Origin of the sequence: Pedobacter sp. CG_S7 (assembly GCF_040544395.1) — a bacterium.
Taxonomy (GTDB): domain Bacteria; phylum Bacteroidota; class Bacteroidia; order Sphingobacteriales; family Sphingobacteriaceae; genus Pedobacter.
This window is the reverse complement of the sequence record NZ_JBEONS010000035.1, coordinates 1-22,616: the sequence shown is the minus strand read 5'-3', so window position 1 is coordinate 22,616 and position 22,616 is coordinate 1. Positions and strand designations below refer to the sequence as shown.

The 22,616-nt window shown below is 37.2% G+C and carries 25 protein-coding genes and 1 pseudogene; 2 read left to right on the top strand and 24 right to left on the bottom strand.

The window, feature by feature from the left end; genetic code table 11:
• Positions 1-16: 16 nt before the first annotated feature.
• The 22 genes from nuoL to AAKU52_RS14550 all read right to left on the bottom strand — a co-directional run bounded on the left by nuoL (position 17) and on the right by AAKU52_RS14550 (position 19,303).
• Positions 17-1,909 (bottom strand): NADH-quinone oxidoreductase subunit L, encoded by a 1,893-nt coding sequence (gene nuoL, locus AAKU52_RS14655; protein WP_354334832.1) that lies wholly within the window; start codon positions 1,907-1,909, stop codon positions 17-19.
• Between the two features lie 21 nt (positions 1,910-1,930).
• A complete protein-coding gene (nuoK, locus tag AAKU52_RS14650; RefSeq protein ID WP_354334830.1) occupies positions 1,931-2,260 on the bottom strand; it encodes an NADH-quinone oxidoreductase subunit NuoK in 330 nt (109 codons plus the stop codon).
• Complete coding sequence (locus AAKU52_RS14645) at positions 2,260-2,757, bottom strand: NADH-quinone oxidoreductase subunit J family protein (protein WP_354334828.1); 498 nt, start codon at positions 2,755-2,757, stop codon at positions 2,260-2,262. The genes nuoK and AAKU52_RS14645 overlap by 1 nt, the downstream gene beginning before the upstream one ends.
• Before the next feature lie 81 nt (positions 2,758-2,838).
• Entirely contained in the window at positions 2,839-3,339 is a 501-nt protein-coding gene (locus AAKU52_RS14640) for a NuoI/complex I 23 kDa subunit family protein (protein ID WP_354334826.1), read from the bottom strand.
• Positions 3,340-3,370: 31 nt separating this feature from the next.
• Positions 3,371-4,408, bottom strand: a complete 1,038-nt coding sequence (nuoH, locus tag AAKU52_RS14635; RefSeq protein ID WP_354334824.1) for an NADH-quinone oxidoreductase subunit NuoH — start codon at positions 4,406-4,408, stop codon at positions 3,371-3,373.
• Entirely contained in the window at positions 4,408-5,412 is a 1,005-nt protein-coding gene (locus tag AAKU52_RS14630) for an NADH-quinone oxidoreductase subunit G (RefSeq protein WP_354334822.1), read from the bottom strand. The genes nuoH and AAKU52_RS14630 overlap by 1 nt, the downstream gene beginning before the upstream one ends.
• Positions 5,413-5,426: 14 nt before the next feature.
• Positions 5,427-6,794: an NADH-quinone oxidoreductase subunit NuoF gene (gene nuoF, locus AAKU52_RS14625; protein WP_354334820.1), complete on the bottom strand. Its 1,368-nt coding sequence runs from the start codon at positions 6,792-6,794 to the stop codon at positions 5,427-5,429.
• Positions 6,794-7,306 carry an NADH-quinone oxidoreductase subunit NuoE family protein gene (locus AAKU52_RS14620; RefSeq protein WP_354334818.1) on the bottom strand — a complete coding sequence of 171 codons (513 nt, stop codon included), beginning with the start codon at positions 7,304-7,306 and terminating at the stop codon, positions 6,794-6,796. The genes nuoF and AAKU52_RS14620 overlap by 1 nt, the downstream gene beginning before the upstream one ends.
• Positions 7,299-8,510 (bottom strand): NADH-quinone oxidoreductase subunit D, encoded by a 1,212-nt coding sequence (locus AAKU52_RS14615; protein WP_354334816.1) that lies wholly within the window; start codon positions 8,508-8,510, stop codon positions 7,299-7,301. The genes AAKU52_RS14620 and AAKU52_RS14615 overlap by 8 nt, the downstream gene beginning before the upstream one ends.
• Positions 8,511-8,514: 4 nt before the next feature.
• Positions 8,515-9,018 (bottom strand): NADH-quinone oxidoreductase subunit C, encoded by a 504-nt coding sequence (locus AAKU52_RS14610; RefSeq protein WP_354334814.1) that lies wholly within the window; start codon positions 9,016-9,018, stop codon positions 8,515-8,517.
• Positions 9,018-9,560: an NADH-quinone oxidoreductase subunit B gene (locus tag AAKU52_RS14605; RefSeq protein ID WP_354334812.1), complete on the bottom strand. Its 543-nt coding sequence runs from the start codon at positions 9,558-9,560 to the stop codon at positions 9,018-9,020. Before AAKU52_RS14605 ends, AAKU52_RS14610 begins: the two co-directional genes overlap by 1 nt.
• A gap of 106 nt (positions 9,561-9,666) precedes the next feature.
• On the bottom strand, positions 9,667-10,038 hold the full coding sequence (locus tag AAKU52_RS14600; RefSeq protein WP_354334810.1) for an NADH-quinone oxidoreductase subunit A: 372 nt from the start codon (positions 10,036-10,038) through the stop codon (positions 9,667-9,669).
• A 79-nt stretch (positions 10,039-10,117) separates the two neighbouring features.
• A complete protein-coding gene (locus tag AAKU52_RS14595; RefSeq protein ID WP_354334807.1) occupies positions 10,118-11,830 on the bottom strand; it encodes a tetratricopeptide repeat protein in 1,713 nt (570 codons plus the stop codon).
• Between the two features lie 64 nt (positions 11,831-11,894).
• Positions 11,895-12,803 (bottom strand): substrate-binding domain-containing protein, encoded by a 909-nt coding sequence (locus AAKU52_RS14590; protein WP_354334805.1) that lies wholly within the window; start codon positions 12,801-12,803, stop codon positions 11,895-11,897.
• Positions 12,804-13,028 carry a hypothetical protein gene (locus tag AAKU52_RS14585; protein ID WP_354334803.1) on the bottom strand — a complete coding sequence of 75 codons (225 nt, stop codon included), beginning with the start codon at positions 13,026-13,028 and terminating at the stop codon, positions 12,804-12,806.
• A 10-nt stretch (positions 13,029-13,038) separates the two neighbouring features.
• Positions 13,039-13,863 (bottom strand): energy transducer TonB, encoded by an 825-nt coding sequence (locus AAKU52_RS14580; RefSeq protein WP_354334801.1) that lies wholly within the window; start codon positions 13,861-13,863, stop codon positions 13,039-13,041.
• Between the two features lie 28 nt (positions 13,864-13,891).
• The gene (locus AAKU52_RS14575) at positions 13,892-14,443 is read right to left on the bottom strand and encodes an ExbD/TolR family protein (RefSeq protein WP_354334799.1); all 552 of its coding nucleotides are present in this window, start codon (positions 14,441-14,443) and stop codon (positions 13,892-13,894) included.
• Between the two features lie 10 nt (positions 14,444-14,453).
• The gene (locus AAKU52_RS14570) at positions 14,454-15,068 is read right to left on the bottom strand and encodes an ExbD/TolR family protein (protein WP_354334797.1); all 615 of its coding nucleotides are present in this window, start codon (positions 15,066-15,068) and stop codon (positions 14,454-14,456) included.
• Between the two features lie 83 nt (positions 15,069-15,151).
• On the bottom strand, positions 15,152-15,979 hold the full coding sequence (locus AAKU52_RS14565) for a MotA/TolQ/ExbB proton channel family protein (protein WP_354334795.1): 828 nt from the start codon (positions 15,977-15,979) through the stop codon (positions 15,152-15,154).
• 290 nt (positions 15,980-16,269) lie between these two features.
• Positions 16,270-17,874 carry a phosphoenolpyruvate carboxykinase (ATP) gene (gene pckA / locus AAKU52_RS14560; protein ID WP_354334793.1) on the bottom strand — a complete coding sequence of 535 codons (1,605 nt, stop codon included), beginning with the start codon at positions 17,872-17,874 and terminating at the stop codon, positions 16,270-16,272.
• Positions 17,875-18,017: 143 nt separating this feature from the next.
• Positions 18,018-18,374, bottom strand: a complete 357-nt coding sequence (locus AAKU52_RS14555) for a translation initiation factor (RefSeq protein WP_354334791.1) — start codon at positions 18,372-18,374, stop codon at positions 18,018-18,020.
• A 50-nt stretch (positions 18,375-18,424) separates the two neighbouring features.
• On the bottom strand, positions 18,425-19,303 hold the full coding sequence (locus AAKU52_RS14550; protein ID WP_354334789.1) for a diacylglycerol/lipid kinase family protein: 879 nt from the start codon (positions 19,301-19,303) through the stop codon (positions 18,425-18,427).
• A 234-nt stretch (positions 19,304-19,537) separates the two neighbouring features.
• On the opposite strand from AAKU52_RS14550, the gene metK reads away from it, so the two are divergent.
• Positions 19,538-20,791, top strand: a complete 1,254-nt coding sequence (metK, locus tag AAKU52_RS14545) for a methionine adenosyltransferase (protein WP_354334786.1) — start codon at positions 19,538-19,540, stop codon at positions 20,789-20,791.
• Between the two features lie 283 nt (positions 20,792-21,074).
• The gene (locus tag AAKU52_RS14540) at positions 21,075-21,422 is read left to right on the top strand and encodes a hypothetical protein (protein WP_354334784.1); all 348 of its coding nucleotides are present in this window, start codon (positions 21,075-21,077) and stop codon (positions 21,420-21,422) included.
• 186 nt (positions 21,423-21,608) lie between these two features.
• On the opposite strand, the gene AAKU52_RS14535 is transcribed toward AAKU52_RS14540, so the two are convergent.
• Positions 21,609-22,406 (bottom strand): PAS domain-containing protein, encoded by a 798-nt coding sequence (locus tag AAKU52_RS14535; protein ID WP_354334850.1) that lies wholly within the window; start codon positions 22,404-22,406, stop codon positions 21,609-21,611.
• 57 nt (positions 22,407-22,463) lie between these two features.
• Positions 22,464-22,523: pseudogene (locus AAKU52_RS14530) on the bottom strand (hypothetical protein); the annotation flags it as partial.
• Positions 22,524-22,616 lie beyond the last annotated feature (93 nt).

The following is a 22,616-nucleotide window of genomic DNA, read 5'->3' as shown; positions in this document are numbered from 1 at the left end:
TTTTTTGGACGATCTTTTATATAGATAAATAAGTATACAATAACAAAGAGATGATTCCTACAACCATCATTAAAATATAGAAGCCAACATTACCCGTTTGTAGTAAACGAATACCTTTACTGGCCTCGGAAGTACTCCAACCTAAACCATTTATTATTCCATCAACAAGCTTCGTATCGACAACTTTATAGAAGAAAGTAGAAAAAGCATCTAATGGTTTGGTGATCATCAGATCGTAAATTTCATCTACATAGAATTTATGATAAGATAACCTGGCAAGCATCGTTCTTTTGCCTTCATCAGTAACTGGAACATGGCCTTGTTTGATATATTTTTGATAGGCAAAACCTATTGAGATTAAGACGCCAATTACAGAAATACCCATTAACATATATTCTGTGGCATGATCTGGAGCTGCTGCATGGTGCATAATTACAGGTGATAACCATTGCGACAGCCAGTGATGGCCACCTAGTGCTTCAGGTATACCAATGATACCGCCAATTGCAGATAATACAGCAAGAGCAATAAGTGGTATGGTCATACTTCTAGGAGATTCCTGTATTTGCTCTTCGGCATGATGTGAACCCCTGTATTTACCATAAAAAGTAAGGTATAACATCCTGAACATATAAAAGGCAGTTAGGAAAGCCCCAAATACTGCAATGGCCCAAACTACTTTATTGTATTCAAATGCATGTGCTAAAATTTCATCCTTGGAAAAGAAACCCGAGAAAGGCGGTAACCCAGAGATGGCAATTGTACCGATCAACATCGTGATAAAAGTAAGTGGAAGTTTTTTACGTAAGCCTCCCATATGACGCATGTCTTGTTCATGATGCATCGCATGGATGACCGAGCCTGCACACAAAAAGAGTAGCGCTTTAAAGAAAGCGTGTGTGATAACATGGAAAAACGCACCGTCATAAGCACCTACACCTAGCCCAATAAACATATACCCCAATTGAGAAACTGTAGAATAAGCAAGAACTTTTTTAATATCTGTTTGAGTCAAGGCAATCAATGCACCCAAAATAGCAGTAGCCAAGCCAATCACAGTAATCAGGTGTTGAATAACTGGCGCCAGATCAAATAAGATGTTAGAACGTGCAATCATATACACACCAGCGGTAACCATGGTTGCTGCATGTATTAAAGCCGAAACCGGTGTTGGGCCCGCCATTGCATCGGGTAACCATGTAAACAAAGGAAGCTGTGCAGATTTACCACAAGCACCAATAAACAGAAATAAGGTTATTAAAACAATTGAGGTATGCCCGGGAAGCAAATTAGCTGCCTGAGGAAAGACTTTAGAAAATTCAACACTTCCAAAAGTCTGAAACATGATGAATACAGCAAGCAGAAAACCCAAATCGCCAATACGATTCATGACAAAGGCTTTTTTAGCTGCAGAGGCATAACTGCTGTTGGTGAACCAAAAGCCAATTAAAAGGTAGGAACAAAGTCCAACACCTTCCCAACCAATAAACATCACAATGTAATTAGAGCCCAAAACTAACAACAACATAAAGAAGATAAACAGGTTCAGGTAACTAAAATACTTACCAAAACCAGCATCACTATGCATATAACCGATAGAATAAACGTGTATTAAAAATCCAACCCCCGTAATAATCAACAACATCAAGCTGCTTAAAGGATCTACCAGAAAGGATAAAGGAATATGTAAATCTCCTACACTGATCCAGTCAAAAAGAAAAATTTCATGCGATTTATTCGCATCTGCACCCAATTCAAAGAAAATACCAACACTGATGGCAAAGGAAATGAATATCACACCACTTCCTATAAAACCTATAAGGTTTTTAGATAATGTATTTCTTCCAAGTCCATTTATAATAAAGCCTAAAAGTGGAATTAACGGAACCAGCCAAACTAAATCTATCATTTTATAATTCTATTCTAATAATTACCACTTAAGGCGATTCAACACATTAATATCTGTAGACTGGGTATTTCTATACACCATAACAATGATGCTTAACCCAACGGCAACTTCAGCTGCTGCCAATGCCATAATAAAGAACACAAAAACTTGACCCGCAGGGTCGTTATTGTGTACAGAAAATGCCGTCAAAAGCACGTTGACTGCATTTAGCATCAGCTCGACCGACATAAAAATTACAATGGCATTTCTGCGGGTTAACACCCCAACAACACCAATGGTAAAAATAATTGCACTCAGCCAGATGTAATGGTTAAGTGGCACTCCCTGTAATTCTTGCGTAATGTTTTCCACTATACTTTTTCTTTTTTTGTTAACAATACAGAACCTACCATCGCTGTTAACAGTAAAACTGAAGACAACTCAAATGGAAGCATAAACGGACCAAACAATTCCTTACCCAGGTTTTTTACCAAACCCAAATTGGGGTTTCTCAAAACCAATGGATCTGTAAGCGTTGCTGCTTTTAATGAACCAATTAATGTAACCACCAAACAGCAACCAGCAACAATGCCTATTACTTTCACAAGGTTAGATTTTGTTGGTTCATTTTCCTGATTTAGGTTGAGCAACATCAATACGAACAGAAAGAGCACCATGATGGCACCCATATAAACTATAAAATTTACAACAGCAAGGAACTGCGCATTCAATAGAATATAATGAACGGTGAAGGTGAAAAACGTGACAATTAAGTATAATACACTATGCACTGGGTTCTTTGAAAAAATAACCATCAGTGAAAAGAAAATACTTAAAGCTGCAACGACATAGAATACTGATGTACCCATTTATTATTTGTTTTAAAGCCGTTTAAAAGCGACAAATGTATTAAACTGTTTATATTTCAAGCCTCAAAAGGCCAACTTTTATTATTTTTTTCCCAGTGGTGCTTCTACCAACTTGTCTTTACCGTAAATGAAATCTTTACGCAGGTAATCTGAAGGCACAATAGGTCCATCCAAGTAGATCGCTTCTTTCGGACAAGCCTCTTCGCATAAACCACAAAAGATACACCTTAACATGTTGATCTCATAAACAGCGGCATACTTTTCCTCGCGATATAAGTCCTTCTCCTCAGGTTTACGTTCTGCTGCAATCATTGTTATGGCTTCGGCAGGACAGGAGAGCGCGCATAGCCCACAGGCAGTGCATCTTTCTTTTCCTTCTTCATCTCTCTTTAAGGAGTGTAAACCCCTAAAATTCGTGGAGAACTCTCGTTCTTCTTCAGGATACCTAATGGTTGCTTCTTTCTTAAATAGGTGACTAAAGGTAATAGCAAGACCTTTTCCAATAGCAGGCAAATACAAACGCTCTGCTAAAGTCAGTGGTTTTTGTTCTAATACTTTCTTTTTACTGGTTAATGGTTCCATTAAACCTCCTTTTATATCCGCAAGCGGACAGTTAAAACTTTTCTACTAATGCAATCACCACACCGGTGACAATGATATTTGCTATGGCCAAAGGGATCAATACTTTCCAACCCAAATGCATCAATTGATCATATCTGAAACGTGGAATTGTCCAGCGTACCCACATAAAAAAGAATATAAATGCAAATATCTTAATAAAGAATACGACTGTTCCAATTAACGGACCTATTATTGGTCCGGTTTGTAACAATACCCAATCCATTCCCGGGTAATTATAGCCTCCAAAATAAAGACTTGCCATCACTGTTGCAGACACAAACATATTAATATACTCTGAAAACAGGTAAAAGCCCAGTTTCATAGATGAATATTCTGTATGATAACCACCAATAAGCTCGGTTTCACATTCTGGCAAATCGAATGGTGCCCTATTCGTTTCTGCAAAAGCACAAATCATAAAAATGATAAAGCCCAATGGTTGATAGAGCACATTCCAGTGCCAGCCATGCTGCTGATCTGAAATCTCCCTTAAACTCATTGTACCAGTAACTAATAACAAAGCAATAATGGAAAGCCCCATTGCAATTTCATAACTAATATTTTGTGAAGCCGCACGAATAGCGCTTAACAGGGAATATTTATTATTGGAAGCCCAGCCACCAATCATTACGCCGTAAACCCCTAGAGAAATAACACCAAAAATATAAAGAATACCAACATTAATATCGGTTACCTGTAGTGGTATTACCCTGTCTCCGATTGTCATATCTGAGCCCCAAGGAATTACTGCTGTACCAATACAAGCAGTTAACATCGATAAACCTGGACCTACCATAAACAACCACTTGCTGGAGTTTGTTGGCGTGATTTCTTCTTTCATGAACATCTTCAAGCCATCTGCAAGCGGTTGAAACATTCCAAAAGGACCCGCTCTATCTGGACCTAAACGGTCTTGTAAAAAAGCAGCAACCTTTCGTTCTGCATAGGTTGAATACATCGCAATAACGAGGGTAACCCCAAAAAGGATAGCTACAAGTATAAATTTTTCTATTACAAACGAGGTCTCCATTAGAATTTACTGGTTTTTTCTAGTTCAATTTTATTGGCCAATTGTAATTTTGGATTATCCTGAATTACTGGTAAAGGGATCATCGTTTCGTAATGGTTGGAAGAAATTACGGAAGTATCACTAATAGCTGTAGGATGCTCAATTACCCAGTCAGCCGTTTTTTTCGTATCAAAACGACATGTATTACAAATAAATTCTTCTACTTCTCCATAGATATCTTTACGGGCAGTTATACGGAGTACATCTTCACCTTTATACCACAAGGTAACTTTACCACTACAAGTAGGGCAATCACGATGCGCATCAATAGGCTTGGTAAACCAAACTCTATTTTTAAAGCGGAAAGTTTTATCCGTTAAAGCACCAACCGGACAAACGTCAATCACGTTTCCGGAGAAATCATTATCAACAGCCGTTTGGATATAAGTAGAGATTTCAGAATGATCACCACGATTCAGGATACCGTGAACACGTTTATTTGTTATCTGATCAGCAACAAACACACATCGGTAGCATAAAATGCAACGGTTCATGTGCAATTGAATCTTATCACCTATATCAATGCGTTCGAAAGTCCGGCGTTCAAATTCATACCTGGTTTTTTGTAAGCCATGCTCGTAACCCAGGTTTTGCAAATCACATTCCCCTGCCTGGTCGCATACCGGGCAATCCAGTGGGTGGTTAATTAACAAAAACTCTACCACACCCCTTCTCGCCTCAACTACTTCAGTAGAGGTAATATTTTGTACTTCCATGCCATCCATTACAGTGGTACGGCAAGAAGCCACTAGTTTTGGCATTGGTCGCGGGTCTTTTTCAGATCCCTTGCTCACCTTAACAATACAGGTACGACACTTACCTCCGCTGCCTTCTAACTTAGAATAATAGCACATTGCCGGTGGCACAATATCCCCCCCTATTTGCCTTGCAGCATTCAGGATGGATGTACCTGGCTCTACTTCAACTGTTATTCCGTCTATGGTAACCTTAACTTTATCACTCATTGTTAAAGATATTCTTAATTTTCTGTAGTCACTTCTGCTATCGCAATAGGCTCCGCATAATTTGCCAAACCATAATTTGTATCCAGAGATTTAACTGGCTCTTTCACGTGCCACTCAAATTCATCTCTGAAATGTCTGATTGCACTTGCCACAGGCCACGCTGCTGCATCACCTAAAGGACAAATGGTATTTCCTTCAATATTTTTAGCCACGTTAACTAATAAATCAATATCGCTCATTTTACCGTGACCATATTCCAAACGATGCAATACTTTCTCCATCCAGCCGGTACCCTCCCTACAAGGAGAACATTGTCCACAACTTTCATGTGCATAAAAACGGGCAAAATTCCAGGTATTTCTAACGATACATTGATCTTCATCGAAAGCAATGAAACCACCAGAACCCATCATGGAACCTGTTGCAAAACCACCTTCTGATAAAGATTCATAACTCATCAATCTTGGGTCGCCATTTGCTAACTTCAAAGTTAAATTAGCAGGAAGTATCGGAACAGATGAACCACCGGCAACTGTAGCCTTTAAGCGCTTTCCATTTGCAATACCGCCACAATATTCATCAGAATAGATAAACTCCTCAACTGGTAAACCCAATTCAATTTCATAAACGCCAGGTCTTATTATATTACCTGAAGCAGAAATCAATTTGGTACCCGTACTGCGACCAATACCAATTTTAGCATATTCATCACCACCATCATTGATAATAGGCACAACAGCAGCAATTGACTCAACATTATTTACAACAGTTGGACGGCCATATAGACCGGCAATAGCTGGAAATGGAGGTTTAATTCTTGGATTACCTCTTTTTCCTTCTAAAGACTCTAATAAAGCCGTCTCTTCTCCACAAATGTAAGCACCGCCACCTGGTTGAACATAAAGTTCCAGGTCATAACCTGTTCCTAAGATATTCTTACCCAAAAAGCCAGCATTTTTTGCTTCAGCAATTGCTTTTTCCAGGATTCTAATTTGAGGCATCATTTCACCACGTACATAAATATACGAAGTATGGGCACCCAAAGCATAACTGGCAACAATCATTCCTTCGATTAAAGCATGAGGGATATGTGTCATCAGATAGCGGTCTTTGAAAGTACCTGGTTCAGATTCATCAGCATTACAAACCAAGTAACGCGGTACGCCTTCTGGTTTTGCCAGAAAACTCCACTTCATCCCGGTAGGAAAACCTGCACCACCACGACCACGCAAGCCAGATTTTTTCACTTCTTCAACAACCTCATCAGAAGTTAATGTTTTTAAAGCTTTTTCCACAGCACGATAACCACCTTTCTGGCGGTAAACATCAAAAGTATTGATGCCTGGTACATTTATATGTTCTAATAATAGTTTACGACCCATTATTTATTACGTAAGTTCTCTATTAATTCATCTACCTTTTGTTCATTCAGGTTCTCATAGAAAGTATACTCAGGGCCAATCTGTAAAACCGGACCGTAACCACAAGCAGCCAAACATTCAACGCCTCTCCAGCTGAACAAACCATCTGGTGTAACTTCATTCTCTTTAACCCCTAACTTCTTACCAATATGGTCCATTATTTTCTCAGCACCTACCAGGCAACAAGGCCCTGTACGGCAAACCTCAAGAACATATTTACCTGAAGGCTTTAAAAAGTACATCGAATAAAATGAAGCCACTTCGTAAACTTCAATCTCTTCTATATCAAGGTAGGCAGCCACGCGATTCATTGCCGAAGCACTTAACCAACCCTGTTCAGCCTGAACTTCATGTAAAATTGGTAATAAAGCAGATTTCTGCAACCCTTCAGGGTATCTTTTAACAATCTCATCAAACTTTTCTACTAAAGCTGCTGAAAAATCAACAGGTTGTTGTTCTTCTACTTTAAGCATCTAATTCTCCTGCAATAATATTCATACTACTCATGTTAATGATGGCATCTGAAAGTAACATACCCTTACTCATGGAAGCATACATTTGATAATTTATAAAGCTAGGCCTTCTAAAATGTAAACGATATGGCGTTCTGCCACCATCGTTGATCAGGTAAAAACCAAGTTCACCGTTTCCACCTTCAACAGCATGATAAACTTCCGCTTTAGGAGCATCAATTTCACCCATAACAATTTTAAAGTGATAAATCAAGGCTTCCATATTGTTATAAACTTCTTCTTTTGCTGGTAGATAATATTCTGGAACATCTGCGTGAAAAATACCTGCAGGTTCACTTTTCAACTTCTCCATCGCCTGTTCTATGATACGCAGACTTTGCCACATTTCTTCATTCCGCACCAGATAGCGATCATATACATCGCCACTTGTACCTACAGGGATTTCAAAATCAAAATCCTGATAAGAAGAATAGGGTTCACTTATCCGAACATCATAATCAACACCCGCTGCACGTAATAAAGGTCCTGTCCACCCAAAGTTTAACGCATCTTCAGCTGTTACTTTAGCAACGCCTGCAGTACGGTCTATAAAGATTCGGTTTCTGCTCAATAAGCTTTCAAACTCTTTTAAAGCTACAGGAAATGTTACTAAGAACTTGTTTATTTTCGCAAACGCGATATCATTAAAATCTCTTTCAAATCCGCCAATACGACCGATATTCGTCGTTAATCGCGCACCACATATTTCTTCATAGATCTCATAAATATGCTCTCTAAATTGAAACAAATATAAAAACGTTGTGGTAGCGCCAGTATCCTGGGCAATAATCGTATTACAAATGATATGATCAGAAATACGCGCAAGTTCCATAATGATAACCCTTAAATAATCAACACGTTTCGGCATTTGAATATTCAACAATTTCTCTACAGTCATGTGCCATCCCATATTATTGATTGGAGAGGAACAATAGTTCAACCGATCAGTTAAGGGGGTGATCTGATAAAAAGGTCTGTGCTCTGCAATCTTCTCAAATGCACGGTGGATATAACCAATAGTCGAAACTCCACTTACGATCCGTTCTCCATCAATCTGAAGAACATTTTGAAATACCCCATGTGTTGCAGGATGGGTTGGGCCTAAATTTAAGGTTACCAATTCCTGCTGAGGATCATTATCTGTATATACTGGCTGATTACTCATATTATTATCTACCAAAGTATTCGTCTTTTTTATCAACTCTGTTAGGATCTTCTAAAGGATATTGTTTCAACATTGGAAAAACACCAAGTTCGTCCATATTTAGTATCCTTCTCAAATCCGGGTGACCTTCGAATTTAACTCCAAAAAAATCATAAGTTTCACGCTCCATCCAATTCGCTGCATTCCATAAATGAGTAGCAGTTGGAATTGTTGGGTCATGCTCATCAATATAAACCTTAACCCTTACCCTCATTTTGGCAACCATATTGTGTAAATGATAGACAACTGCAATACCATGCTTTTTTTCAGGGTAATGAACTGCAGTAATATCAGTTAGGAAGCTAAAATTAGTCTTTGGATCTACTTTCAAAAACATCAAAACCTGCTGAATAACATCCTTAGTGGTTTCGAAGGTTAATAAACCATACGGCTCATTAACATCTGAAATTTTATCACCAAACTTTTCACTCAGTAATTGGATCAATTCGTTATTTTTAGTTTCTTCCATTATAATATACCGTAAGAAGCCAACATTTCTTTGTACTGATCTGATTCTCTTCTTCTAGAGGATTCATTTCTCACCAGCTCCTGTATTTTACCAAAACCATCTAAAATAGCTTCAGGTCTAGGCGGACAACCAGGAACATATACATCTACCGGAATAATTTCATCTATTCCTTGCAAAACAGAGTAGGTATCAAAGATACCACCGCTAGATGCACAAGCACCAACAGCCATTACCCAACGGGGTTCGGCCATTTGTAAGTACACCTGTTTCAAAACAGGTGACATTTTCTTTGCGATAGTTCCCATGACCATCAAAAGATCTGCCTGACGGGGTGAGAAACTTAAACGTTCAGAACCAAAGCGTCCTAAATCATAATGCGAGCCCATAGTAGCCATAAATTCAATTCCACAACAAGAAGTTGCAAATGGTAATGGCCATAAAGAATGGGATCGTGCCAGGCCCACAACTTTATCAAGGGAAGTGGCAAAAAAGCCAGATCCTTCAATGCCTGGAGGCGCGTTTACTATATTGATGTCACTCATGGTATAAAACAAAAAAGGTTCATTCCTCTAAAGAATGAACCACAAATTTACAATATTTTAGAAAGGATTACGATTAAGAAGCTTCATTTAGAAACAATCTAAATAACTAGTCCCATTCCAACACTTTCTTCTTAATTACGTATATAAAGCCTAATAATAGGGTCCCCATAAAAATAAACATTTGTATCATGCCTTCCATACCCAATTCACGGAAGTTAACCGCCCAAGGGTACATAAAAATCACTTCAATATCGAACAAAACAAACAAAATTGCTACTAAAAAATATTTAATAGAAAAAGGCTGGCGCGCATTACCAACAATTTTAACACCTGCTTCAAAGGTTTCCAATTTATCAGCGGTTTTTCTCTTCGGGCCTAAATAATGTGTTGCAACTAGGGTCGTCACTACAAAACCAAGTACTACAACGACTTGAAAAATAATGGGAAGAAAATCTGAAGGTATACTTTGGGTTTCCATAAAATTAATTTGATGCAAAAATAACAGAAAAAGGCAGGATAACAACCCTGCCTTTTCAATTATAATAAAATAATGTTTATTATCTTTTAGTACCAGCTTTTGCAACAGGTGCAGAAAGCTCTTTCAATTTTGCAGGAGCAAAAGTTCCGGCAGGATTCGCGGCAACACTTTTTGTAAAGTATTCTTTAGCTTTTTCCTTATCTGTAGTCGAGTAAAAAGCACCGAGCTGATCATAAGCTTCAGATAATTTTCTAGCATTTGCGGCAGCAAGCTCTGGTTTATCAACAGTTACCTTTTTAACAAAAGCTTCGAAATGAGGCACCATTAATCCTTTTGGATTAGCTTCATCATCTAATAAACTATTGATCCTTCCTCTCCACAAATAAGCATCTGAAGTTTCTGGAGCCAATAAAGTTACTTTAGCAATGGCAGAATCCGCTTTCACCAAAATGTCTTTAGGTGGATTAGTTTTAGCATTTACACCCGCAGCATACTGAAAATAACGTGCTAAACCATTATAATAATAACTGTATAAAACACCTTTAGCATTTGGTGCTGCAGTAATTGCTTTATCATAAATATCTGCCGCTTTTTCATACTTTTTGGCATCATAAAATGCTTTAGCAACTTCAGTTAATGCTTCTACATTATTTGAATCCTTTTCTACTGCTTTAGTAATATTTACTAAAGCCAGGCTATCATTTCCACTTTCTAACAATGCTTTACCTAAATAAAGGTAATCAGAACCTACTATACGTGAAGTATCTTTAATTTTTGCAAAAAAATCATTCATATACTGCAAACTTTGCGGATAGTTTTTGTTTTCATAAGCTGAATATCCACGCATCCTTAATACGACAGGAGCTTTAGGGTCATTAGGACTTACTGAAGCTAATGCACTTGTTTCCTGCTCTAAAGTTTTATAATCCTTTGCATAGAATAAAAATTGTGCATAACGCAACCTTGATTCGAAAGATTTATCAGTTAGATCCAAATACTTTTTATAATTCTCTAATGCTAAAGCAGCTTTAGCATCAAAACTCTGAGGCTCGAAGTTTGCCCATTGCATATACAATTCAGCAATTTCACGGTAAGCAGGGCCATAGTTTGGATCTGCAGCGATCACTTCTTTCAAGGTTGATTCAGATTCAGGAAATGCTCTTGATTCTTTATACATTCTACCGATCTGAACTTTAGCCCTATGCAAATCACCTTTGATATTCAAGGCTCTTAAATAATTTTGTAAAGCTTCAGAATTTTTCTTTTGAGCTGCATAAAAATCTCCCAATGCCAAGAAAGTCTCTGCATCTTTATCATCTTTATCCATTTCATCTGCTTTTGTTAAAAAAGGCAATGCAGCAGCAAAATCTGGTTTTTCAGCAGCTACATATGCTTTACCTATAAACATAGAAGGAACATAATCCCTTCTTGAAGCTGTTTCAATTGCTTTATCAAAATTTGTTTTTGCTGATGTTGCGTTATTAGTAACAAGATCAGCTTCTCCCAAACCCACATAATTTAATGAATATTTCGGATCTGCAGCAACGCCCTTAGTAAATACGGCTCTTGCAGAATCAACATAGTCTGTACGTAAATAAACCTCTCCTAGGTAATAATAATTTTCACCTTTATTTGCCTGAGAGGTTACAAGTGATTTCAGCATTGAAGTTGCCTTCTGGAACTGTTCGGCATCTAAAGCCTTCTTTGCATCATCTAAACTTTGAGCAAAAGAGGCAGAACCCATCACTACTAAACCTAAACTTAAGGTTATTGCTTTCTTTGTCATTTTCATGGTTCGTTATCGTTAATCGTTAGGAAGCGTTAAACACTTCTATATTCAAATATATAATTTACTTTTAATTTTTCAAGTTAAATTCCCTTGATGTATATTTATGGGGACCTAATCCTGATTTAAGAACAATCAGCTGGCCACGCTGGCTAACTAACCAGTTTGCAAAACCTGTGCCTAAACCTTGTTTACCTTCCGCATTAATGATATATATATTCCTTAGGAAGGGATAAATACCACTAATAAGGTGATTTTGAGTAGGTTTATAAAAAGCATCATCTCCCTTTTTACCTGGAAGATTTTTAACAGCTAACAATTTAACTTGGTTACTATAAGCCCCACGATCGCCGTCCTGGCTTTGTAACAACCAATTCACACCCACAACCCCAATGAAGGTTTTATTTTCTCGAATGTATTTAATAACGTCAGCATTGGTGTTTAAAGTATAAACCCCTTTTTTAGGTAAATCTTTTATTTGCGCCATTTCTTTGAAATACCTTAGTGTACTGGAATAAGCGTTATCGAAAACCAAACTTTTCCCACTGGTAGAAGTCCCCTTTAAAATTGAAATCACTTCCGCTGCAGTAATTGTTGAGTCGGGATTGGAGTTATTGGTTATCAGGGCTATTCCATCAATAGCAAACCTGGAGGTAAACACGGGTATACTTCTTTTGGTATAAATCATTTCCTCTTCTGGGGTTAGCACCCTGGACATCACGATTACACGGACACTGTCGTTCAAAAAAGTAGGCAATATTTTATTCTCACCACCATTAATCACTTTAAAATGAGCATCGGGATAATCGGAATTAAAAACGGTAATCTGATCATCAATAACATTATGAAAAGACTCATCAACTAATAAGGTTGCATTTCCTACAGTTCTCGACACTTCAGGCTGCCCTTTTTTCTCTTGTTTGTTATTACAAGAAGACAGTGTCAGAAGCAATAATAGCATACCAATAAGTTGTTTCATTTAATTATCCTTTTGTTTAATCAAGCGGTAAAAACGGAGAATTGCATAAGCAATCAGCAACACGCCAAAAAGCACTCTATAAGTTGGCGTAATGTCGAATGGAATTTCTTTCCATAAAATTAACGAGGTACCCAAAGCAAAATAAAGCAAGAGCATCACTAGCCCTAAAATAAACAGAAATCGCTGTTGAGGCGATTTCTGTTTAAAAAAATTAAAGTCAATCATGTAATAAATTTTATTGACCTGATAAGGTAAAACTAATAGGAATGTTATACTTAACACGCACTGGTTTTCCATTCTGGATACCTGGAGTCCAACGTGGACTAGCCTTTAATACCCTAACTGCTTCTTCATCTGTACCACCGCCTAATTTACGGTCTACTTTGATGTCAGTTAAATCACCATTTTTTTCAACAACAAAAGATAAAAACACTTTACCCTGTATGTTATTTTCTGCAGCCATTGGTGGATATTTCACTGCTCTACGTAAGTAAGCATAGAATTTATCCATACCACCCGGAAAACTAGGCTGAGTTTCGATACTAACAAAGTCATAAACTTTAGTATCTTCTACTACTGCTGCTTGTTTCGGACCATCACCTACAGGAGATGAGATAACGATATCGGCATCAGGATCACCAGCGATGGTTTTCTGACCAGGGTCTGCCTTTTTCAAATCTTCAATTTGAGGTGGCTCTTCGTCACGCACCTCAATATCCGGCTTAACAATTGGAGGAGGAAACTTAACCTGATCCTGTTTTGGCGGTGGTGGCTCAACCGGTGGTGGCGGAGGGGTATCCGGGTTTACCGGTGGTGGCGGAGCAACCGTAACCTCTACTTGCTTTACTATCTCTTCTTCGGGCATTGCACCTTTGATCAAATTAAGGATCTTAGGCGTTGCAAACAAGAGAATAAAGACTGTTCCCGCGTAAAGTAAGGATTTAGTTGTGTTTGAGCCGTTTTGTCTTCGAAGCTCGTAAGCACCGTAGCTTTTATTTTTCTGATCAAAAACAACATCAAGCCACTCTTTTCTGAATAAATCTATTTTAGAACCGAACATTGCTTTATTGTTTTAATGTAAATTAATATTATAAAATCCCATTTTGTTTCATGAAATCTTTTTCTGAGTCCAAGATGTTTTCATCATCGATGGCCGGAGCAGTGGTAATTTTAGTGATGTTCAATTCATCCATAATATCAACAAAGTTTTTGTAAGTCGCACCTGATGTAGGCTTAATTACGATAACTAATGTTTTCTTTGGATCATTGTTATTCAAATCAGCTACTTTCTTTTTATTTTCAAGTATCGATTTTCTTATTCCCGTAAATCCTTCGATATTAGGCTGGCTTTTACCCGCTTCACCCATATACCAGGCAACTTTATTGTTTTTACCTAAAAGAATAGTCATCGTCTGAGAAGCCCTTAATTCAAGTCTGTTCTCATCTTTTTCACTCTTATCTGGCTTTGCAATATCCATTGCGATTGGCTTCGAAAGAGAGGTGGTAAGCATAAAGAACGTGATAAGCAAGAAGGCTAAATCAACCATCGCAGTTAAATCTACTTTGGTATTAGCTTTTTTGGTTCTTACTTTACCACCGCCTTTTTTACCACCCCCGCTGGAGGTATCTAATTCTGCCATTGTCTGTTATTTATTCACCGCCTTCAGCAGTAGTAATTAAACTAAATTTGTTTATTTTTTGCTTTTGAAGAATATCAACAATAGTTTTAATAGTTGAATATTCTTCGTCTGCATCACCCTTGATACTAATTCTCATCGACGTAGAATGTAACTCTGCTACCGCTTTGCGGGAATTCAAAATCCAGTCTGCTAACTGATTGTTAACTGAATCAGCAGGTATTCCGGATTGCAATGGAGAATCAGTTCTGGCAGCCTCATCTCTTAAAGAAATGAATTGCTTTAAGCTCTGAATTGGAACACCGAAAGATTGGATAACGCCAAAACGCTCTCTCTCTTGGGGAGTAAAGCTGATTTTATACTGCTCTCCCATTTTATCCAGCGTTGCCATTTTCACATCTTTCCCTACTACTTCATAGAAAACTTTTCCATGGCCTATTGACAACTTCGCAATATCAATATCCGGAACTGGGATCTTATACGTTGAAGAGGGAATGGTGATCTTCAAGGGATCAGGCTGACGTGCAGTTGCTGTTAATATAAAGAAGGTCAATAATAAGAAAGATACATCGCACATAGCGGTCATATCGATCGAAGTACTGCTTCTTTTAACCTTTGCTCTTGGCATAATTTTAAAATTACTTATGTTTTAACTAATGATGTTTAATCTTCCGGTTTTCCATAAAGCCGGTAAAAAAAAATCATTATTTATTATTTATGCGTAGAAGCATAAGTTTGGATGATGCTGAAACCTGCTTCATCAATTGCATAAGTCAATTTATCAATTTTTGAAGTCAAGATATTGTACATAATAATCGCAACAGTAGATGTAGCAATACCTGTAGCTGTATTAATAAGGGCCTCAGAAATACCATTTGCTAATGCAGCCTGATCTGGTGCTCCAGATGTAGCCAAACCACCGAAGGCCTTGATCATACCTGTTACTGTTCCTAAAAGACCTGTCAATGTACCTACAGAAACTAGTGTTGCAATTACAGTTAGGTTTTGCTCTAACATTGGCATCTCTAATGTAGTCGCTTCTTCAATGTCTTTTTGTATCGCTAAACATTTCTGATCTGTATCCATGTTAGCCTCAACTTCCATTTCACGGTATTTTTTCAAACCAGATTTAATTACGTTTGCAACAGAACCTTTTTGTTTGTCGCACTCAGACATAGCAGCTTCAATATTACTTGAAGCTAAATAGCCTTGAATTTTTTTGATGAAAGCATCTAAGCTTCCTGCTCCTGTTGCTTTGCTGATCACGATAAAACGTTCTACAGAAAACACAAACACCATTAAAAGCATACCCATTAGAACCGGAACGATTGGCCCGCCTTTGTAAGCCATACCACCATAATTACCTGGTTTTGGTCCATTTGCCGAATTATTGTCAATAAAGTTGTTAGGATCTCCTAATACAAATTTGAATATAAGAATCCCGATAACAATACAGATAGGGATAACTAACACTGCGAATAGATTAGAAGCTGTAGAGCTCTCTTTTGAAATTGTTGTTGATTTTGGTGCGTTTGCCATTTTTTTTTAGTTTTTTAGTTTTTTTTAAAACTTTGTTTTTTTTTTAAAGATTTGATAATAATTTTCGTAATAAACAACGTCTAATATACACAATTGTTGTAATAACAAATTTATAACTTTGATTGATATTTCAGTATTAAATTATCAAACTTTAATAAATTCATCATCTTGTGTAATTTCCCCTTATCAGCTGCCCATATTAAAAAAAGATTGCCTCTGGTTGGAGACAATCTTTCACAATTAAACCTAAAAAAAAACCTAAATGCAAATTTTTCAGTAAAAAAAATGCTTTAAACCGTGATTTCGTTGATTTTTGGCAAAGATCTCTGCATTTCTTCATTTTCAAATGCATCAAACTGCTTAAAGTTCTCGATAAATGCAACCGCCAATTCGTTGGCCTTTATGTCATAAAGTTGTTGATCTGGCCAAGTATTTTTTGGGTTTAAAATGGCCAAAGGAACCTCAGGACAAGTCATTGGCATTTTCAAACCAAAAACAGGATGTTCCGTAAAATCTACCTTTTCCAATTCACCATTTAAAGCAGCCGTAATCATGGCCCTGGTATACGATAGTTTCATTCTTTTTCCAACGCCATACCCTCCCCCACTCCAACCAGTATTAACCAGCCAAACATTTACCTTGTGTTTCTTTAGTTTTGCGCCTAAAAGCTCCGCATAACGAATAGGATGTAAAGGCAGAAATGCTTTTCCAAAACAGGCAGAAAAGGTAAGTTGTGGCTCTAAAATGCCCGCTTCAGTTCCTGCAACTTTTGCCGTATAGCCAGAAATATAATGAAACATGGCTTGTCCGGTGCTTAATTTAGAGATAGGCGGCAATACGCCACAGGCGTCAGCCGTTAAAAAGAATATATTTTTAGGAAGACCCGCTACCGAAGGTAGTACAGCATGATCTATATAATTTAACGGATATGCAACGCGTGTATTTTCTGTTTTCTCAATATTTGAAAAATCAACCTTACGTGACCCTGGAAAATAATTTGTATTTTCCAGCAAAGAACCAAATTTAATGGCATTAAAAATCTGAGGTTCAGTCTCCACCGTCAAATCTACACACTTTGCATAACAACCACCTTCAAAATTAAAAACACTCGAGTCATCCCATCCATGCTCATCATCCCCTATTAATCCCCTTTCCGGGTCGGCCGATAAAGTCGTTTTTCCCGTACCCGATAATCCGAAAAATATGGCAGTATCGCCCTCTTTTCCTACATTTGCAGAACAATGCATAGACAAAACATCCCTTTGTTCGGGTAGAATAAAATTCAGCACAGAGAAAATTCCCTTTTTAATTTCACCCGTATAACCACTGCCACCAATCAGAATTATTTTTTTTGTGAAATTCAGGATCGTGAAGTTTGATTGTCTGGTTCCATCTATTTCCGGATTGGCTAAAAAGTCTGTCGCGGCTATAATTGTCCATTCTGGTTGTTCGCCCAACTCTTCTGCCTCAAACCTTAAGAACATATTATGAGCAAACAGATTTTGAAAGGCCTTTTCAGTAACCACCCGAATGGTAGTTTTATACTCCTCATTAGCGCAAGCATAGGTATCTCTTACGTAGAACCGTTTGGTATTGAGGTAATCAGTAACTTTAAGGAATAAAGAATTGAAATTTTCCGGGCTAAATTGAATGTTAATATCTCCCCACCAAACGGCATCACGGGTAATGTCATCAAAAACAATAAACCTGTCTTTCGGGGATCGTCCGGTAAATTTACCCGTATCCACAGCAAGGGCGCCAGAATCCGCAAGGGTTCCTTCCTCATTTCTCAAGGCTTCTTCTACCATTTCTGGCACCTCCAACTGATAAAAAGCATTTCCTGAACTCAAGTTTAGGTAGCTTAAATCCGGGTTTTGCAAAAAATCTTTGCTCATAAAATAAAAAGTTAGTATTGCAAAGTTATGCAGATTTAAAAGAAAAAAACAGCCTTTTTAAGGATAAATTTCACTTATTGTTAGCTTTACACTATCGCATAACAAACTGACAAACAAATCTTTAAAACCCAAAAAACACTATATTATCCTCCAGATTTTTTCACTTTATATCCTTCCTTTTGCAACAATTCTACTACTTTATCTCTAAAATCTCCCTGAATCAATATATCACCCTCCTTTGCGGCACCTCCAACACCACATTTCGTCTTTAGCATTTTGGCTAGTTTCTCTAAATCTTCCAACTCGCCAACAAAGCCTGTAACAACGGTAACAGCCTTACCACCACGGTTTTTCCTATCTAACATCACCTTTAAGTGTTGCTGGTTATTTGCCAAGTTCTCAGGTATTACCGTATCTTCTTCAGGAAAAACAAAAGAAGAATCTGTGGAATACATGATTCCACCAAAATCATTCAATACTTTTTTTTTAGGTTTTATCATTCTTTTAACTATTATAAAGGTAATGAGATCACATTCATTAATGCTGATTGTTAAGGTACAATAACTTTCAATGACAAAGGTTGAATGGAAACAGCAATTTCCTTACCCATTAAAAACGGTTCACCATCTATATGTATTGCTGCTGCAGTTGGTCTGCTGATGTGAATATCCTTTCCCTGAATAATTTCTACCATATCAGATCGATGTGTTTTAGCCGTCAACATATAAAATGCCAATACAGGAATACGGTATAAAGGAAAATTTTTAATGATACAAACATCCAATAAGCCATCACTAACAGAAGCCAATGGAGAAATATGGGCATTATTTCCGTACTGTGATGAATTAGCTATACTCACAACAAATGCTTTACGGGTAAAAGTTTTGCCATCCACTACAATAGTATAAGTAGCTGGCTCGTAATTCAGCATTTCCTTCAAACCCAGCTTCAAATAACCCGACAAGCCTCTTTTTTTATTTCCGGCAAAAATGGCGCTGATATGTGCATCAAAACCCATCCCTGCCATATTAAAATAGACTTTATCGTTAAAGGTAGCCGTGTCAATTTTAGTAATGTGGCATTGATTAATAACTTCCAGCGCTTTAAGTGTGTTCATCGGTATTTTCAAAAACCGGGCAAGGCCATTTCCAGAGCCATAAGGTATTATACCAAGCACCTTATTTTGTTCCATCACTTTTGCGCCTATTTCATTAATAGTCCCATCTCCCCCTACAGCCACAATAATATCAAAATTCAGGTTAGCCGTTTCCTCAACAATAGCTGCTGCATGCCCCGAATATTCTGTAACCCGATAATTTGCATTAAACCTGGATCGGTCCAAATGTAAATCAATCAGTGCTGGTATCTTTAATTTATCCTTACCCCCAGAAATAGGATTGATAATAAACAGTATGTTAGATCTTTTCAAGAGTTGATGGATTAGTAATTCTACAAAATAATAGATATTTTTTGACTATTTAAATATATAGTGTTAATTTCGCCTTACTAAAAGTGGACTGATTTGCGATGCTATTCTAGGAATAGCGGGATTGCAACCACGTAAAAAAAAGTGCTAACCTTTTACACACTTCCTTTTACCGCCTGTTTACAGGGTCATTTTCCATTTTATGTAATTACTAAGTTATTAAACTAATTATTTAAAATGTCATACTTATTTACATCAGAATCTGTTTCCGAGGGTCACCCAGATAAGATAGCAGATCAAATATCAGACGCTCTTATTGATAACTTTTTAGCATTCGATGCCGAATCTAAGGTAGCTTGCGAAACACTTGTAACTACAGGACAAGTTATTTTAGCTGGAGAAGTAAAGTCAAAAACCTATCTTGATGTGCAGCAAATTGCGCGCGACGTGATAAAAAAGATTGGCTATACAAAAAGTGAATACATGTTTGAAGCAAACTCTTGTGGTATACTTTCTGCAATACATGAGCAGAGTGGAGACATTAACCAGGGTGTAGACAAAACCAACAAAGAAGATCAAGGCGCAGGCGACCAAGGTATGATGTTTGGTTATGCCACAAATGAAACTGAAGATTACATGCCCTTAGCACTTGATCTTTCGCACAAACTTTTACAGGAATTAGCGGTATTGAGACGTGAAAACTCGGAAATCAATTATTTGCGCCCTGATGCAAAATCGCAGGTTACTTTAGAATATAACAACAATAATAAACCAGAAAGAATTGCTTCAATCGTTATTTCTACCCAGCATGATGATTTTGACGAAGAAACAGTGATGTTGGCGAAGATCAAAAAAGATCTTGTCGGCATCTTAATTCCAAGAATCATTACCAAATACCCTCAATACGCCCATTTATTTAATGATACTATTGATTACCACATTAACCCTACAGGGAAATTTGTAATCGGTGGCCCGCATGGCGACACAGGTTTAACCGGCCGAAAAATAATTGTGGATACTTATGGCGGTAAGGGTGCTCACGGTGGTGGTGCATTTTCAGGAAAAGATCCAAGTAAGGTTGATAGAAGTGCCGCCTATGCCACACGTCATATCGCTAAAAACCTGGTTGCTGCTGGTGTAGCCGATGAAATTCTTGTTCAGGTAAGTTATGCCATCGGTGTAGCCAAACCAATGGGTTTATATATTAATACCTATGGAACGAGTAAAGTAAGCCTAACGGACGGCGAAATCGCAAAAATCGTTGAAGGTTTATTTGACATGCGTCCTTACTTTATTGAACAAAGGTTAAAATTAAGGAATCCAATTTACAGTGAAACCGCAGCTTATGGACACATGGGTCGCAAACCTGAAACAGTAACCAAGGTGTTTAGAACACCATATGGCGAAGAAAAAATCCTTACTGTAGAATTATTTACCTGGGAAAAGTTAGATTACTTAGCAGCCGTTAAAACTGCATTTTCAATAGCTTAATTTTTTATTCAAAAATTGGTCGCGTTTAATTCTTTTTAAAGTTCCAAAATCCTTAAAGGCTGTGTCATTAAAAAAATGATGTAGCCTTTTTCTTTTTTGAACCTTCTTATTTAGATTAGGTTTGCCATGTCTTTGGTAGGTCCTTGGTAGGTCGTTGGTAGGTCCTTAACGCAATCAAGAGACCTATCAAGGACCTGCCAAAGACCTGGCATTAATAGTTAAAGTACCTGAAGACTTAAAACTATTTAGCTATTGGATTGTTTTGCAGTTAAACCTAAATTGTATGGAACAACCAGCTGAAATGAATACGCTAAGCCAAATAATGGAAAAATTAAGGCAGAAAGGCCTAGACAACGAGATTAAAATGACTGATCATGGTAAAATGCAGGGGCCTGGTGAAATTCAAATTTATACACCTGAAGATTTAACGATTATTAAAACCTATCGTTTTGAAGGTGATTCTGACCCTGCAGATAATGCTGTTCTTTATTTATTGGAAGATAAACATGGAAAAATAGGTTATATACTTGATGCTTACGGTATGTACAGTTCTCAAGAAGTAGCGGGCTTTGATGATTTTCTCAAAAAAATCCCTACTGCCGATCGCGACATGCAAGAATTGTTTAATTAAAAAAACATCAAAAAGAAGCATTACCAAATGTCTTGTTAAGCCTAAAAGAATAAATAAATAATGCCATAGTTATTAAATAAAAGACGGCAAATTCTAATTAGAATTTGCCGTCTTTTAATCTAACAAGAAGCTATAAAAAATTAATTCTGTTTTAGTGCATAATTTCGACTGATAGTACAGTCTCCTTTATTTTTTTTTCCTTACTGGAATACGCATTAATATCCGGTTTAATTGATTGGCCGAATTTTGCAAGATATCTACCAATTGAGCTTTTTCATTTTCTGAACTTGATTTAGCCTCAATCGATTCTACCAGGTTCATTAATTTGTTTAACGGCTCTCGTGCTACATTTGATGGAATCCAGGAAGTACTATTTAAACTGTCTAATTGCTTGTGTAAAAATTTAATTTCATCAGTTGCTTTTTTTCGCTCTTCAATATCCCTCATTATACCAATCATCCTTACCCCCTTACCATTTAAATCCCTAATGATATACCCATTTTCTTCAATATAAGCATAGCTGCCATTTCCTTTTTTAAATTGGTATTCTGCCTTCCACACATTCTTTGTTTGATCTGCCAAAATCTCATTCAAATTGCTTTCAACTCTTTCTACATCTTCATCATGAATTTGTGAAACCCAATTTGTCAATGGATATTTCTCTTTACAATTCTCATAACCAAACAACCTGTAATAGCCATAACCCCATGTGATGTGATCCTCGGCTATTTCCCAATCATAAATTGCATCATTTGTAATAAGGCCCACGTATTTATTACGTTCACTAGCTATAACCATTGCATCTTTAGCTAGTTTATGTTCCGTAACATCTACACCTATTCCTTGCATTTCAGAAGGTAAACCATTTGCATCAGTAAGGCACATAAATTGCCACAAAACAAACTTAAGGCCTCCATCCTGCTTAGGAGTTTCCAATTCGGCTTCATAAATGGTATGAGGCTGATTCAAGCAGCTTTCAGCCAACTCGAATAGTCTAGGATAATATTTTGGAAAAACAGTTTTAATGGAGTCCTGACCTATTAAATCCTGCTCCTCATAAATCCATCCAAAATTTTCATTATACTTTGCATTACAATACAAGACCGTTGCAAAAGCAACAAGTCAGAATTATATTAACTTTTTGGATTTTTTGTTTTTTTAGTTTTGGGTTTTTTCGACCAAAAGTGTCGAATT